Origin of the sequence: Leclercia sp. S52 (assembly GCF_039727615.1) — a bacterium.
Classification (GTDB): Bacteria; Pseudomonadota; Gammaproteobacteria; order Enterobacterales; family Enterobacteriaceae; genus Enterobacter; species Enterobacter adecarboxylatus_B.
This window is the reverse complement of sequence record NZ_CP152474.1, coordinates 3302562-3318799: the sequence shown is the minus strand read 5'-3', so window position 1 is coordinate 3318799 and position 16238 is coordinate 3302562. Positions and strand designations below refer to the sequence as shown.

8 protein-coding genes and 4 pseudogenes are annotated in these 16238 nt (G+C 57.3%); 9 read left to right on the top strand and 3 right to left on the bottom strand.

Annotated elements, in window-relative coordinates:
- Positions 1-4: 4 nt before the first annotated feature.
- On the bottom strand, positions 5-2677 hold the full coding sequence (gene rcsD / locus AAHB66_RS15965) for a phosphotransferase RcsD (protein ID WP_347113572.1): 2673 nt from the start codon (positions 2675-2677) through the stop codon (positions 5-7).
- A 740-nt stretch (positions 2678-3417) separates the two neighbouring features.
- Between rcsD and AAHB66_RS15960 the strand changes: the two genes are divergently transcribed.
- From AAHB66_RS15960 to mgtE, 6 genes and pseudogenes are all read left to right on the top strand, one after another.
- Complete coding sequence (locus AAHB66_RS15960) at positions 3418-4533, top strand: porin OmpC (protein WP_347113571.1); 1116 nt, start codon at positions 3418-3420, stop codon at positions 4531-4533.
- A 120-nt stretch (positions 4534-4653) separates the two neighbouring features.
- Positions 4654-5709, top strand: coding sequence for an FAD:protein FMN transferase ApbE (gene apbE, locus AAHB66_RS15955; protein WP_347113570.1), 1056 nt, complete (start codon positions 4654-4656; stop codon positions 5707-5709).
- A gap of 72 nt (positions 5710-5781) precedes the next feature.
- Positions 5782-6828: pseudogene (gene ada, locus AAHB66_RS15950) on the top strand (bifunctional DNA-binding transcriptional regulator/O6-methylguanine-DNA methyltransferase Ada); the annotation flags it as partial.
- Positions 6829-6846: 18 nt separating this feature from the next.
- Entirely contained in the window at positions 6847-7497 is a 651-nt protein-coding gene (gene alkB, locus AAHB66_RS15945) for a DNA oxidative demethylase AlkB (RefSeq protein ID WP_347116504.1), read from the top strand.
- Positions 7498-7573: 76 nt separating this feature from the next.
- A pseudogene (locus tag AAHB66_RS15940) lies at positions 7574-9218 on the top strand (multidrug ABC transporter permease/ATP-binding protein).
- 142 nt (positions 9219-9360) lie between these two features.
- Positions 9361-10798 (top strand): annotated as a pseudogene (gene mgtE / locus AAHB66_RS15935) (magnesium transporter).
- Here mgtE and AAHB66_RS15930 read toward each other — a convergent pair.
- Positions 10761-12051 (bottom strand): annotated as a pseudogene (locus AAHB66_RS15930) (SulP family inorganic anion transporter). The pseudogenes mgtE and AAHB66_RS15930 sit on opposite strands and share 38 nt — an antisense overlap.
- 189 nt (positions 12052-12240) lie before the next feature.
- Between AAHB66_RS15930 and mqo the strand changes: the two are divergent.
- Positions 12241-13896 (top strand): malate dehydrogenase (quinone), encoded by a 1656-nt coding sequence (mqo, locus tag AAHB66_RS15925; protein ID WP_347113569.1) that lies wholly within the window; start codon positions 12241-12243, stop codon positions 13894-13896.
- A 37-nt stretch (positions 13897-13933) separates the two neighbouring features.
- Here the strand turns inward: mqo and eco are convergent, their stop codons facing one another.
- Positions 13934-14431 carry a serine protease inhibitor ecotin gene (gene eco / locus AAHB66_RS15920; RefSeq protein WP_347113568.1) on the bottom strand — a complete coding sequence of 166 codons (498 nt, stop codon included), beginning with the start codon at positions 14429-14431 and terminating at the stop codon, positions 13934-13936.
- 192 nt (positions 14432-14623) lie between these two features.
- Here eco and AAHB66_RS15915 point away from each other — a divergent pair, with 192 nt between their 5' ends.
- Together AAHB66_RS15915 and AAHB66_RS15910 are read left to right on the top strand one after the other, a co-directional pair.
- Positions 14624-14884 carry a DUF2534 family protein gene (locus tag AAHB66_RS15915; RefSeq protein ID WP_347113567.1) on the top strand — a complete coding sequence of 87 codons (261 nt, stop codon included), beginning with the start codon at positions 14624-14626 and terminating at the stop codon, positions 14882-14884.
- Positions 14885-14978: 94 nt separating this feature from the next.
- Positions 14979-16163, top strand: a complete 1185-nt coding sequence (locus AAHB66_RS15910; protein ID WP_347113566.1) for an MFS transporter — start codon at positions 14979-14981, stop codon at positions 16161-16163.
- The last annotated feature ends 75 nt before the right edge of the window (positions 16164-16238 follow it).

Here is a 16238-nt window from a genome sequence, read left to right as displayed (position 1 = left end):
CTTGCTACAGCAAGCTTTTGACATAGTCGTCAATGTCGCTGATGTATTTTTCTATGCTGGCGGCATCTTTCTCACGAATAAGATGTTCCAGCGTTTCACATAATTGCTTGCCTGGAACCAGATTAAGCATGGCAAACACCCCTTTGAGCCGGTGTGCTGTCTGAGCCAGCGCTGCGAAGTCGTTCGCGGCGGCTTCAGTATACAACCTCTTAACATCATCTGGTACTGTGTCTACGAAGAGAGAATAATAGCCGCTGGCCTGCAGTTCGGCATTTTCATTGCCGCCCAGTGGGGATTCCGGGATCGTTTCCTGCGCCAGTTGCTCCTCTATTAGTTGTAGTACAGCTTCCTGCATCGCATTGCTCATATTAAAGTTGACGCGCACCTGGCCGGGGCCAATTTTTCGCACGCCAGGCTCATCATCGCTTAAAAGCAAGCCCGAGGCAGTAAGATTAGACGGATTATCCGTTAAAAAGAGATCATATTCTTGACTTGCCAGCCTTTCGTCCGGGGAAATACAGGTCGCTCCCCAGTTTTCCAGCTGACGCACCACAATGCTGCGGATCTCATTCGACGTCACATCCACCATGATCACTACCTCATCCAGCAGGCCTTCATCGTCCTCGGTTTCCTGCGGGGTGGCCGGCATTTTGACGTGCAGGGAATAACGGGTACCCAGCGATTCGCGGGCTTTAATATTCAGGTGACCGCCAAGCTTACGCGCCAGCTGATCGCAGAGCCAGAAGGTGAGGGCGTTGGCTTTGCCGTAATTGTCCCCCTGGGTGTCATTCAGGAACGGGAAGTGCAGATTGTCGATTTCACTGGCCGTGACCCCTTCACCGGTATCGAGAATACGGAAGGTGAGACGATCCTCAGCCGATTCATCGCTGCTCACTTCAAGCGTAATTTTGCCGATCTGGGTGGTGGTCACCGCGTACTGGATCAGCATCAGCAGAATGCGACGCAGCGCGTCACGGTCGCCGTGACGCTCATCGTTGGCCCGCAGCGGGTTGTTAATCAGCAGCTGCAGCCCTTTACGCTTGATCACCGGCAGCACTTCCGGCACCACTTCATCGATCAGATCCTGAATCGAGAACAGCGTGGCGGTGCTCTTCCAGCTGTCGTTCTCCAGCATATTGGCGAGCTGGATCTCGTCCACCAGCCTCACCAGCGTATCGGCATGACCCGACAGCTGCAGGCTTTCCGGGCTGGTTAAGTGGGCCGCTTCGCTGGCCAGCGCCTTCAGCGGCAGTTTGAAGGCATCGCCGATATTCTGCATAAAGGCCGCGCGGCCCTGCTGGTTCTTCTCGTACAGTCTTTGCGCCTGTTTGAGCTTTTTATTCACCAGCACCTCGCGATCCTGATCGCGAATGATAAAGATCTGCGTGCGCGACGCTACCTGGCTGCGGAACTGGCGGATCTCGTACAGCTCATTATTAATGGTGGCCTGAATCACGCCCTGATGCTGATCGGCCATGCTGGTGATGTTCTGGAGATTGAGGTGCGGCAGCAGGTGATCGGCGATTTTGTTGCTGATCACCGTGCGGTTGGCCTCCTGATCGTGTACCAGCAGGCCGAGCGGCAGCACCGAGACAATCTCTTCATTGAGGGCGCGCAGGACGCGCAGCTCGTTGCTGGTACCGGCGGCAACCGGAACATCGCTCTGGCGGCCCGGCTGTGAGCGGAAGGTGCTGTAGCCAAACAGCGCCAGCGCCAGCAGGCCGATATTGAGCAGCAGCGGCAACAGGATATTTTGCAGGGTATCCAGCAGCAGCGTACCGAAAGGCACCTGCCAGACCAGACGCATGCCGGTCGTGTTCAGCGAGGAGGCAATCTCGATTTTAGAGCCGTTAAAGGAGATAGAGACGCTATCGGGGCTCTCTTTATCCGTCGGCGCGCGCAGGCTTTGCGCTGAAGTGTCCTGCTCCAGACGGAAGCTGTCGAGCGGCATATCCGGCGGGATCAGATCGTTAATCGGCAGATCGAAGGCTACCACCGTTGCCAGATGGCCTGGCTGATTGAAGGTGGTGCGCAGGGTAAAGTAGTGGCCATTTTGCCAGGCCAGTCGGCGCAGGGAAGAGAAGCTTTCGCGCTCGTCCAGAGCATTGGCCTGCTGCAGCATCTCCGCGCGGCGGGAATCGACAATCGTGCCGACCGAGGACTCTTTAAAACCGGAGGAGAGATCTTTCAGCGGCAGGGTGGAGATCAGGATCATGCTGTTGTCCTGACCGTTGAGATAGTACATCGACCAGGGAACGGTCTCCGCACCCCACAGCGTATCGAGATAGGTCGACATGCGCTGGGTCATCTCCAGCGTGGCGCTGTCGTGCGAACCGAAAATCAGGGCTTCGGTTTTGCGCCGCGTTTTCTCCAGATAGTAGACATCCTGCTTCAGGCGCGTCTCCTGCAACCCTTCGGCAGAAGCGGTGGTCGGCGTTGCCGCGATGTTGTCGTAAATCTGCCAGGTGGCGTAGCGCCAGGTGTCGATACGTTTATGCAGGGCGTGGCTGATATCGACAATCTGATAGCTTCTGTCTTTTAACCAGGTGTTCACCGCGCTCTGCACCATCACGCCCATGGTCACTAACAGCACAACGATCAATAGAAGAAAGAAACGGGTAATGCTGCCCGGAAGCAGAGAGAATTTGTTCGCGGCTGTGGTTTCAGACTGACTCATTGATGTGGTTAACCCGTTATGGCTGCGCTTCAGGCGAATAGGGCAGTATAAAGCGTAATAATCGAATTTCCAGCCTCACGCCACTTCCGGGGCTGACTTTTTCGTCCCGTTGCGCAAGTCGAAAAGGATTGTCTTAAATCTGTACGGTTAAACGGTTATTGTACAAATAACTTACAATATTACGAAAAAATAGCACGAATAAACAAGAAATTGAATTACCCATTCAATTTTCGTCACTAAAAATAGCACGCTAAGATTTAATTAATAGTCGTTATAGTTTCGGATGGGTAGCACAAATATTTCAAATTTGCGTAAAGAAGAGTAAAAAAAAACCGAATGCATTGCATTCGGTTCAATTCGGGATAAACAGACATTCAAATTTGAATGACGGTAATAAATAAAGTTAATGATGATAGCGAGAGATATTTTAGTAGCCGGACGCCTTTTTGTTTTGGCAATCAGTGCTATAATTATTTTTTTCTTAACTTATTGATTTATATAGTAAATTTTAAGTTTTTTATTTTTGGTGCTTTATTTTTTAACTTATTGTGCGGCAAAAAAAGTTCCCTCAAATTTACAAATTGAAACATCTATACGGCAATATGAAACATCTTAAAAGTTTTCGTATCATATTCTTGTTGGATTATTCTGTATTTTTGCGGAGAATGAACTTGCCGACTGGTTAAGAGGGTTAATCAGTAAGCAGTGGTAAAAAAAACATATAACAGAGGGTTAAAACAATGAAAGTCAAAGTACTGTCCCTCCTGGTACCAGCACTGCTGGTAGCAGGCGCAGCAAATGCGGCTGAAATTTACAACAAAGACGGCAACAAATTAGATCTCTACGGCAAAGTAGACGGTCTGCACTATTTCTCTGATGACGATGGCGCTGATGGCGATCAGACCTACATGCGTATCGGCTTCAAAGGCGAAACTCAGGTTAACGATCAGATCACTGGCTACGGTCAGTGGGAATACAACGTTCAGGCTAATGACACAGAAAGCAGCAGCAACCAGTCCTGGACGCGTGTGGCCTTCGCGGGTCTGAAATTCGCTGACGCAGGTTCTTTCGACTACGGTCGTAACTACGGCGTGATTTACGACGTAACTTCCTGGACCGACGTTCTGCCAGAATTCGGCGGCGACACCTACGGTTCTGACAACTTCCTGCAATCCCGTGGTAACGGCGTTGCGACCTACCGTAACCAGGACTTCTTCGGTCTGGTTGATGGCCTGAACTTTGCTCTGCAGTATCAGGGTAAAAACGGCAGCGTCAGCGGTGAAAACGTCGGCGGCCGTAGCCTGCTGAAACAGAACGGTGACGGCTTCGGCGGCTCCCTGACCTATGATCTGGGCGAAGGCTTCAGCGTAGGTGCGGCAGCATCCTCTTCCAAACGTACCGCAGACCAGAACGGCCCAGGCGTTTACGGCCGTGGCGACCACGCTGAAGTATACAGCGGTGGCCTGAAATACGACGCGAACAATATCTATCTGGCAGCGCAGTACACCCAGACTTACAACGCGACCCGTTTCGGTGATTCCAAGTCCACCGATACCAACGCGGTTTATGGCTTTGCTAACAAAGCACAGAACTTCGAAGTGGTTGCACAGTACCAGTTCGACTTCGGTCTGCGTCCATCCGTGGCTTACCTGCAGTCTAAAGGTAAGGACATCGAAGGTAACGGCGACCAGGATCTGCTGAAATATGTTGATGTTGGCGCGACTTACTACTTCAACAAAAACATGTCCACCTATGTTGATTACAAAATCAACCTGCTGGATGAAAACGCCTTCACCGACCGTGCAGGCATCAGCACTGACGACATCGTAGCCCTGGGTCTGGTTTACCAGTTCTAAGTCTTACGCAGTATTGCAAAAGGGGCCAACTGGCCCCTTTTTTTGGCCATCCTGTCAGCCCCTTACAAAGCCTGCTTTTTAGTGTACTCTTGCCGGTCTCAGGCTTGAGGATAATAACGAATGGAAATTACTTTTCTGCGCGCCGGCTTTCTGGCGACACTGTTTATGCTGTCTGCGTGCGATGCACCCACCCCTCCGGTAAAGAGCGAAACCGCCGCCGCGACGGTGCTGGAAGGCAAAACTATGGGTACCTTCTGGCGCGTCAGCGTCATCGATCTCTCGGCTGCCAGGGCTGAAGAGCTGCGCGGAAAGATCCAGTCCCAGCTGGATGGCGACGACCAGCTGATGTCCACCTATAAAAACGACTCGGCCCTGATGCGCTTTAACCAGTCCCAGAGCACCTCACCCTGGCCGGTGAGCGAAGCGATGGCGGACATTGTCACCGAGGCGCTGCGGGTGGGCTATAAAACCAACGGCGCGATGGACATCACCGTCGGCCCGCTGGTTAACCTGTGGGGCTTTGGCCCGAACAAGCAGCCGGTAAAAACTCCCGATCAGGTACAGATTGACGATGCCCGGGCGCAAACGGGCCTGCAGCATCTGACGGTCATCAATCAGTCCGGCAAGCAATACCTCGAAAAAGACATCCCCGATCTGTTTGTCGATCTCTCGACGGTCGGGGAGGGCTATGCCGCCGATCACCTGGCCCAGTTGATGGCCGAAGAGGGGATCTCGCGCTACCTGGTGTCGGTGGGCGGGGCACTGGTCAGCCGCGGCATGAACGCCAGCGATAAGCCCTGGCGCGTGGCGATCCAGAAACCTACCGATCGGCAAAACGCTGTCCAGGCCATTGTTGATATTAACGGCCACGGCATCAGCACCTCCGGCAGCTACCGTAACTATTATGAGCTGGACGGAAAACGTATCTCCCATGTGATCGATCCCCAGACCGGTCGCCCGATTACGCACAATCTGGTGTCGGTGACGGTCATCGCCCCTACGGCGCTGGAAGCCGATGCCTGGGATACCGGCCTGATGGTGCTGGGGGAGGAGAAAGCGAAAGAGATCGTGCGTCAGCAGGGTCTGGCGGTCTATATGATCGTCCGCGAAGGGGAGGGCTTTAAAACCTGGATGTCCCCGCAGTTCTCCAGCTTCCTCGTCAACGGGGCGAATTAAAAAGCAAGGTTGCAGGTTTTTGTCGGGTGGCGTTCGGGCAGGCTAGGCGTATGCTTAGATAAGGAGCCGATCATGAAAAAGCCGAACCTGATGAATGACGATCAACGCTGGCTGGCGGTGCTGGCCCGCGATGACCATGCCGATGGTCAGTTTGTGTTTGCCGTACAGACCACCGGCATCTTCTGCCGCCCTTCCTGCCGGGCGCGCCACGCCCTGCGTGAAAATGTTCGCTTTTACCCCGATGCCCGCCAGGCTGCACAGGCGGGTTTTCGTCCCTGCAAACGCTGTCGTCCGGACCAACAGGATCCCCAGGCGCAGCGCATCGCCACCATCGAAAAAGCCTGCCGGTTACTGGAGCAGGAGCAGCCTCTGACCCTGGAGAAGCTGGCGCAAGCGGTGGCGATGAGCCCGTATCACCTCCATCGCCTCTTTAAATCTTCTACCGGCATGACGCCGAAAGCCTGGCAGCAGGCAGCCCGGGCGAAACGTCTGCGCCACGCCCTGACGCAGGGGGAAAGCATTACCGACTCCGTGCTGGCGGCGGGTTTCCCCGACAGCAGCAGCTATTACCGCCACGCCGACGCTACGCTTGGGATGACCGCGAAGCAGTATCGCAGCGGCGGGGAGGAAACCACCGTGCGCTATGCCCTCAGCGACTGTGCGCTGGGGCGTTGCCTGGTGGCGGAGAGTGCGCGGGGCGTCTGCGCAATTTTGCCCGGGGATGACGATAGCGCCCTGATTGCCGAACTGGAAACGCTCTTTCCCCACGCCCGGCGAGAACAGGCGGACGCCGCCTTCGCCGCCCGCGTCGCCCAGGTCATTGCCAGCGTGGATAACCACGCCGTGGCGCTGGCCCTGCCGCTGGATATTCGCGGTACCGCCTTTCAGCGCCAGGTCTGGCAGGCTCTGCGCGCCATTCCAGGCGGCGAGACCGCCAGCTATCAGCAGGTGGCCAACACCATTGGTCAGCCCGGTGCGGTGCGGGCGGTAGCCCGGGCCTGTGCCGCCAACAAACTGGCGATTATTATCCCCTGTCATCGGGTGGTACGTAGCGACGGCGGGCTCTCTGGCTACCGCTGGGGCACGGCCCGCAAAGCGGCGCTCCTGCGTCGTGAAGCCAAAAAAAGAGGAGGTGTGATGCTCGATTTGTTTGCGGACGCTGAGCCCTGGCAGGAGCCGCTGGCACCGGGGGCGGTGATCCTGCGCCGCTTTGCGCTGGCGCGGGCCGCCGCCTTAATGCAGGGCATCGAACAGGTCGCCAGCGCCTCGCCGTTCCGCCAGATGGTCACCCCCGGGGGCTATACCATGTCGGTGGCGATGACCAACTGCGGCGGCCTTGGCTGGACCACCAATCAGCGCGGCTATCTCTATTCCCCGGTCGATCCCCTTACCAGCGCGCACTGGCCGCCGATGCCGGACGCTTTCGCTGCCCTGTGCCACGATGCCGCCTGCGAGGCCGGTTATCCCGATTTTCAGCCGGATGCCTGTCTGATCAACCGTTACGCCGTCGGGGCTAAACTGTCCCTGCATCAGGATAAGGATGAGGCAGACCTGCGGGCGCCCATTGTCTCAGTATCGCTCGGCCTGCCCGCCGTGTTCCAGTTCGGTGGATTACGGCGCAACGATCCGCTGCAACGCCTGCTGCTGGAGCACGGCGACGTAGTGGTGTGGGGCGGGCCATCCCGGCTGTTTTATCATGGTATTCAGCCGCTTAAGCCTGGAGAGCACCCCCTGGCCGGGGAGTATCGCTACAATCTGACCTTCCGCCAGGCGGCGAACAACGAATAAAAATAAGAATTATTCTTGATGTAAGTGGCGGGCAGTTTACACTGCTCGCTGATTTTTCTTGTCTGGATTGCTGTGTATGGAACTCCTGTTACTGGTCTGGCGCCAATACCGCTGGCCGTTTATCGCGGTGATGGCATTAAGCCTGCTTAGCGCCGCGCTGGGTATTGGGCTTATCGCCTTTATTAACCTGCGTTTAATTGAAACGGTCGACACGACTCTGATGGTGCTGCCGGAATTTCTCGGCCTGCTGGTGCTGCTGATGGCCGTTACCCTGGGTTCGCAGCTGGCGCTCACCACCCTCGGCCACCACTTCGTCTACCGTCTGCGCAGCGAGTTCATCAAGCGTATTCTGGATACCCAGGTTGAGCGCGTCGAGCAGCTGGGCAGCGCCTCGCTGCTGGCCGGATTGACCAGCGACGTCCGCTCCATCACCATCGCCTTTGTGCGTCTGCCGGAGCTGGTGCAGGGGATTATCCTGACCTTCGGTTCGGCCGCCTATCTGGCCTGGCTCTCCACCAAAATGCTGGCGATCACCGCCCTGTGGATTGCCATCACCATCTGGGGGGGGTTACATGCTGGTGTCGCGGGTATACAAGCACATGGCGGTGCTGCGCGAAACCGAAGACAAGCTCTATAACGACTATCAGACGGTGCTGGAAGGGCGCAAAGAGCTGACCCTTAACCGCGAGCGCGCCGAGCACATCTTCAATAACCTCTATATCCCGGATGCCCGCGAATACCGCCACCACATTGTGCGTGCCGATACCTTCCACCTGAGCGCGGTCAACTGGTCAAATATCATGATGCTGGGGGCGATTGGCCTGGTCTTCTGGATGGCGAACAGCCTTGGCTGGGCGGATACTAACGTCGCCGCTACCTACTCGCTGACCCTGCTGTTCCTGCGCACGCCGCTGCTCTCCGCCGTAGGCGCGCTGCCGACCCTGCTCAGCGCCCAGGTAGCCTTTAACAAGCTGCGCAAGTTTGCCCTCGCGCCCTACAAAGCCGAATTCCCGCGCCCACAGGCCTTCCCGGACTGGCAGACGCTGGAGCTGCGCAACGTTACCTTTAAGTATCAGGACAACGATTTCTCCGTCGGGCCGGTGAACTTAACCCTGAACCGCGGCGAGCTGCTGTTCCTGATTGGCGGCAACGGCAGCGGTAAATCGACGCTGGCGATGCTGCTCACCGGCCTCTATCAGCCTCAGTCGGGCGAGATCCTGCTGGACGGCAAACCGCTGAGTGCCGAAAAACCGGAAGATTACCGCAAGCTGTTCTCCGCGGTATTCACCGACGTCTGGCTGTTCGATCAGCTGCTGGGCCCGGAAGGCAAGCAGGCCGACCCGGCGCTGGTGGAGAAATGGCTGGCGCATCTGCAAATGTCGCACAAGCTTGAGCTGCAGGATGGCAAGATCCTCAACCTCAAGCTGTCGAAAGGACAGAAGAAGCGCGTGGCGCTGCTGCTGGCGCTGGCGGAAGAGCGCGACATCATTCTGCTGGATGAGTGGGCCGCCGATCAGGACCCGCATTTCCGCCGTGAGTTCTACCAGGTGCTGCTGCCGCTGATGCAGCAGATGGGCAAAACCATCTTCGCCATCAGCCATGACGATCACTACTTCATCCATGCCGACCGCCTGCTGGAGATGCGCAGCGGCCAGCTGACCGAGCTGACCGGTGCCGAGCGCGATGCCGCGTCGCGTGATGCGGTGGCGCGTACCGCCTGAGTGTCAATGTGCCGGGTGGCGGCTTTGTCGCCCCCCCGGTCTGCAACTGCCGCTTTTTTGCTCTTCCCGCCGATTCGTTTATTAAAATTTACACAACCCCGCGCTATGCTTAATGCCAACTCATTTAATGGATTTATGATTAATGTCTGCATTAAGCAAAAACAGCGCACGGCTGCGCGATGAAGAGCGTGCGCGCCTGATCTGGCTGATGACCACCGACAAAGCGCTCACCTCCACCCTGCTGGGTAAACTGACCCTGGCTGAGCAATATGATGTCGGGACCTTAGCCGACGATATTGCTGAGGTAGGGGCGCTGGTAGCCCATTTGCCACCGCCGGATCTGGCCGACACCCTCGAAGCCTTACCCTCGGAAGAGCGCCATGCCCTGTGGCGGCTGGTGCAGGATCACGAGCGCGGTCAGGTGCTGGTGGAGGCGTCCGAGAACGTCTGGGAAGATCTTATCGATGAGATGAGTGACGACGCGATCCTCGATGCGCTGCGTACCCTGGATATCGACGATCAGATCTACCTCGTACAGCACCTGCCGCGCAACCTGACCGGACGCCTGCTGGCGTCGTTGCCGCCGCAGGAACGCGCCCGCGTCCACCAGGTCATGCACTACGAGCAGGACCGCGTCGGGGCGATCATGGAGTTCAGCGTGATCACCGTGCGCCCGGACGTGACCCTGGGCACGGTACAGCGCTACCTGCGTCGGCTCGGTAAAATGCCGCAAAACACCGATAAGCTGTTTGTGACTTCCCGGGATAAAACCCTGCTTGGCGAGCTGGAGCTGCAGACCATTCTGCTTAACAGCGCCCAGAGCAAGGTCAGCGAGGTGATGGACTCCCAGCCGATGCTCTTCTCCCCTGAAGATGATGCTGAAAAAAGCCGCCCGTACCTTTGAGCGTGACAACCTGCTCAGCGCCGCGGTAGTGGACGCAGTGGGCAAGCTGTTAGGGCGACTGACCATCGATGAGATCGTCGACGTGGTCTATAAAGAGACCGACAACGATATGCGCGCCCTCGGGGGCCTCAGTGCGGAAGAGGATGTTTATGCCCCGGTGAGCAAGGCGGTGAAAACCCGCTGGGCGTGGCTGGCGATCAACCTCTGCACCGCCTTTATCGCCTCCAGGGTGATTGACGGGTTTGAACACACCATCTCCCAGCTGGTGGCGCTGGCCTCGCTGATGCCCATCGTGGCGGGCATCGGCGGCAATACCGGCAACCAGACCATCACCATGATTGTGCGCGCCCTGGCGCTGCAGCACATTCAGCCGGGCAACTTTACCTTCCTGATTTTGCGTGAGCTTGGCGTGGCGCTGATCAACGGCCTGGTGTGGGGCGGGATTATGGGCGGTGTTACCTGGTGGCTGTACGACGATATGGCGCTGGGCGGGGTGATGACCCTTGCGATGGTGCTGAATCTGCTGGTGGCGGCGATGATGGGGGTGATCATTCCGATGGTGATGACCCGCCTCGGGCGCGACCCCGCAGTGGGGTCGAGCGTGATGATCACCGCCATCACCGATACCGGCGGTTTCTTTATTTTTCTTGGCCTGGCGACGCTGTTTCTGCTGTAGCGGCGCTATGGCGTCGCAGGCGGGCAGGGAGGATCGCCATGACGACAATCCCGCCCAGTACGCCAATGGCCAGATTGCCGGTTGAAACGGTGGCCGCCACGGTCACCAGCATCACCAGCGTTTCCGCGACAGGTACGCCTTTCACCGCGGCAGGGCGGATGCTCTGCCAGTTGAAGGTTTTAATGGCGACAATCGCCATGACCCCCGCCAGCACCGCCATCGGAATTTTGGCCATCACCTCGCTCAGGGCGGTGACCAGCAACAGCAGCACCAGCCCGGCGGCGAAGGTAGAGACGCGGCTGCGCCCTTTACCCATTTCGACGTTAACGATGGTCTGACCGATCATCGCGCACCCGGCGATCCCGCCAAAGAAGCCCGCCATGATATTGGCTACGCCGAGCCCCATGCTCTCGCGGCGTTTGCTGGACGGGGTGGCCGTCAGCTCATCCACCAGTTTTGCCGTCAGCAGCGACTCCATCAGGCCGACGAAGGCAATGCTCAGCGCGCAGGGCCAGATAATGCTCAGGGTGTGCAGGTTAAGGGGGACCAGCATCTGGGTGATCCCCGGCAGGCCACCGCCGATAGCGCCTTCGTCGCCGACGGTCGGCAGCAGCTGGCCGCTGGTGACGGTAAACAGGGTCAGAACCACAATCGCAATCAGCGGGGAAGGAATACTTTTAATATAGCGGGGCGCCCAGAGCACAATCAGCAGGGTCAGCACAAACAGGCCGACAATCAGCGGGCTTTTGCTCCAGAAATGCGGTACCTGGGCAAAGAAAATCAAAATCCCCAGCGCGTTAACAAACCCGGTCATCACCGCCTGGGGAATGAAGCGCATCAGGCGCGCCATCCCCAGCGCGCCGAACAGGATCTGGATCAGCCCCGCCAGCAGCACCGCTGGCAGAATATACTGCGCGCCATGCTGATGCACCATCGGCCCAATCACTAACGCCACCGAGCCCGCAGCGGCGGTCACCATCGCCGGACGGCCACCCATTACCGACAGCGCCAGACACAGCACCACCGACGCGAACAGGCTCACTTTCGGATCGACCCCCGCCACCACCGAGAAGGAGATCACCTCCGGAATAAGCGCCAGGGCGGTGATCACACCGGCCAGGATTTCACGCGTCAACAGCGACGGAGAGCGCAGAACGGCAAGAGTATGGGGAGAAGCGTGTGTTGGAGACATAATTCTTCGCAGGTTAGTGGCGGTGGGCAGGATCTGTGCGGCCGATCACAAAGGGCAGCATAGTAGCGGGAAAACGCGCGCGTTTCCAGCGCAGCAGATGCCATATCCCTACAAACACCGCGACATTAATTATCATAATTACAATAATTATTTAACCTTTAAACAATATTTAAATATTGCTACCGTGGCGCCGCACTCGACTTCATCTGCATAAATAGCGAACAACACGCTTATTACGAAGGCATTAATTATGAAAAAAATGACTGCCCTGTTGCTGGCTGCGGCGGCAAGCCTTAGTGCTGCCCCGATGGCGGCGAAGGCTCAGGCATCGCAGGATCAGGAAACGGACGTTCTGTTAATTGGCGGCGGGATCATGAGCGCCACGCTCGGAACCTATCTGCAGGAGCTTCAGCCGGACTGGTCTATGACCATGGTGGAACGCCTTGACGGCGTGGCGCAGGAGAGCTCCAACGGCTGGAACAACGCCGGGACCGGCCACTCGGCCTTAATGGAGCTGAACTACACCCCGCAGAAGAAAGACGGCTCTATCAGCATTGAGAAAGCCGTGGAGATCAACGAAGCGTTCCAGATCTCCCGTCAGTTCTGGTCTCACCAGGTGAACAGCGGCGTGATGCACGATCCGCACAGCTTTATTAACACCGTGCCGCACATGAGCTTCGTCTGGGGCGACGACAACGTTAACTTCCTGCGCGGTCGTTATGCTGCCCTGCAGCAAAGCTCGCTGTTCCGCGGTATGAAGTACTCCGAAGATCACGCTCAGATCAAAGCGTGGGCGCCGCTGGTGATGGAAGGGCGTGACCCGAACCAGAAAGTGGCCGCAACCCGTACTGAAATTGGTACCGACGTTAACTACGGCGAAATTACCCGTCAGCTGGTGGGCTCTCTGCAGAAAAAAGAGAACTTCACGCTGTCGCTGAACAGCGAAGTGCGCGGCTTTAAGCGTAACGCGGACAACTCCTGGAGCGTGACCGTTGCCGATCTGAAGCACAATGAAGAAGAGCACGTCATCAAGGCGAAGTTCGTCTTTATTGGTGCGGGCGGCGCGGCGCTGAAGCTGCTGCAGGAGACCGGTATCCCGGAAGCGGATAACTATGCGGGCTTCCCGGTTGGCGGCCAGTTCCTGGTGTCGGAAAACCCGGAAGTGGTAAACCGTCATCTGGCGAAGGTGTATGGCCAGGCGTCCGTGGGCGCACCGCCGATGTCGGTGCCGCACATCGACACCCGTATCCTCGACGGCAAGCGCGTGGTGCTGTTCGGGCCGTTCGCAACTTTCTCAACCAAGTTCCTGAAGAACGGTTCGCTGTGGGATCTGCTGAGCGCCACCACCACCTCGAACGTAGGACCAATGATGAACGTTGGTCTTGATAACTTCGACCTGGTGAAATACCTGATTAGCCAGGTGCTGCTCTCCGATGACGATCGCTTTGAGGCGCTGAAAGAGTACTATCCGGAAGCGAAGAAAGCGGACTGGCGTCTGTGGCAGGCGGGTCAGCGCGTGCAGATCATCAAGCGTGATGAAGACAAAGGCGGCGTGCTGCGTCTGGGCACCGAAGTGGTCAGCGATAAAGAGGGCACCGTGGCTGCACTGCTGGGGGCATCCCCTGGCGCATCCACTGCGGCACCGATCATGCTGCACCTGATGGAAAAAGTGTTCAAAGATAAAGTCGCCAGCCCGGAATGGCAGGCGAAGCTGAAGACCATCATCCCGTCCTACGGTACGGCGCTGAACGGCAACGTTGACGCCACCGAGCAGGAGCTGGAGTACACCAGCCGCGTGCTGCAGCTGAAGTATGAAAAGCCGCAGGCACCGGATGCCGCGCCTCAGGCGCAGCCGCAGGCGACATCCCAGCCGGAAAGCAAACCGGTCGCGGATATCGCGCTCTGATACAAAAAAAGCCGGGTTATTTAACCCGGCTTTTTTATTAACGCGCGACGGCGTTTTCGATTTTCTCGTCTGCCTGCCAGACGCGGTATTTCACCTCAATGTTGTCCGGCGTATAGACCACAATCGGCAGCTTGCTGTTGTAGCGCAGCAGACTGTGCTCACCCAGACTGGCGGTGACAAATTTGGCGGTCTTTTTGCCTTCCGGGCAGGCCATCATGGTGGAGACCGGCGAGGTGACCTTATCAAAGACGTAATAGTCATAGCCCCAGCCTTCCAGCGTCTTGCTGGTTAACTGTCCGCCGAGGCGGTGCACGTTGCAGTCCACTTCCAGCGTCTGGCCGATCAGCAGCTCAACTTTATAATTCGCTTCATCTTTCTGCGCCGGCAGGTCGATAACCTGGCGCTTCATCCCGTGCTCCGCCTGCGGATACGGGGCCGTTTTCTCAAGCGGTTGAGCGGCAGGGGCGGCATAAGCGCTGGCGCAGGCCAACGCCAGCAGGGCGACGATGCTTTTAGGTGCGTTTTTCACAGTCATTCCTTTTTATGTCAAACGGTTCATGCCCAGACTATCATATCTGGTGTTTTTTGCCTTTATTTTATTTTTATCTGGTGTATATCACTGACAATTTGCCTTTGTTGTGGTTTTAAATTCTGAGTTGGTGCAAGGGTGGCGTTCGTGATAGGGTGAGCGGCAATCATTGTTATTCATCTGTGAAGGAATAAATGCATGGTACGCCAAAAACTTAACACCCCGGCGGGGAAAAAATTTCTGCTGGCACTGCTGACGGTGTTTCTGATCGCGGTGATTGGGGTGGGGCGTGTGACGATCGTCGGCGTGGTCGAACAGTACAACATTCCGCTGACGGAGTGGACCACCAGCATGTTCGTTCTGCAATCCGCGATGGTGTTGGTCTACAGCACGGTCTTTACCGTTCTGCTGGCCATTCCGCTGGGGATCTTTTTCCTCGGGGACAGCGATAAGCACTGAGTTTTCCCGCTTCGATATTAACGATATTTATTCGCATTCCCTCCTGCGCCGTTTTCGGGTTAAATAGCTGTTTTCCCGATAGCAGGAGTGGAACATGGCCTCCCGGTTTTCCACGCTGAGCCGGATCCCAAAAGGGGTCTGGGTGGTTGGCGGCGTCAGCATGTTGATGGATATCTCCTCGGAGATCATTCATAGCTTATTACCGCTGTTTATGGTGACCACGCTGGGTGCCAGCGTCATCTTTATTGGCCTGATTGAAGGGCTGGCGGAAGCCACGGCGCTGATTATCAAGGTCTTCTCTGGCGCCATCAGCGACTATCTGGGCAAACGCAAAGGGCTGGCGCTGCTGGGCTACGGGCTGGGTGCCGCCAGCAAGCCGCTGTTTGCCCTCGCCTCGTCGTCGGGGATGATCCTCGGGGCACGCTTAATTGACCGGGTAGGGAAGGGGATCCGCGGCGCACCCCGTGACGCACTGGTGGCCGACGTTACGCCGCCTGAACTGCGCGGGGCGGCATACGGGCTGCGGCAGTCGATGGATACCATCGGCGCGTTTCTTGGCCCGCTGCTGGCGGTCGGCATGATGCTGCTGTGGAACGACGATTTCCGCACCATCTTCTGGATCGCCGTCATCCCCGGCGTACTTGCCGTCGCGCTGCTCTTTTTTGGCCTGCATGAACCCGCCTCTCCCGTCACCCATAAACGCACCAATCCGATTAAAAAAGAGAACCTCAAACGTCTCGGTGCCAGCTGCTGGTGGGTGATTGGCCTGGGGGCGGTCTTTACCCTGGCCCGCTTCAGTGAAGCCTTTCTGGTGCTGCGGGCCCAGCAGTCCGGTATACCGCTGGCGCTGATCCCGCTGGTGATGGTCGCCATGAACCTGCTCTACGCCTTTTCCGCCTATCCGTTCGGCAAACTCTCTGATGCCATGAGCCATACCCGCCTGCTGCAGTGGGGGCTGGCGGTATTGATCGCGGCGGATATCGTGCTGGCCCTGACGACCCACTGGGCGGGGATCATCCTCGGCGTGGCGCTGTGGGGCATTCATATGGGGATGACCCAGGGGCTGCTGACCGCGATGATTGCGAAAACGGCACCCGCCGACCTGCGCGGTACCGCCTTTGGTCTGTTCAGTATGGTGAGCGGCGTGGCGCTGCTGATCGCCAGCCTGGGGGCGGGCATTATCTGGGAGACGTGGGGCGCGGAGTATACCTTCTATGCCGGGGCGGCGATCTGCCTCGTAACGCTGGCTTACCTGTTGAAGCGACCGGCGGCGTTGTAAAGCGCATGACAGCGGAAAAGTATTCAGTAAAAAATTCGGAGAGTTAGCGCCGTTTTGTTACCAATGTGGTCCTTT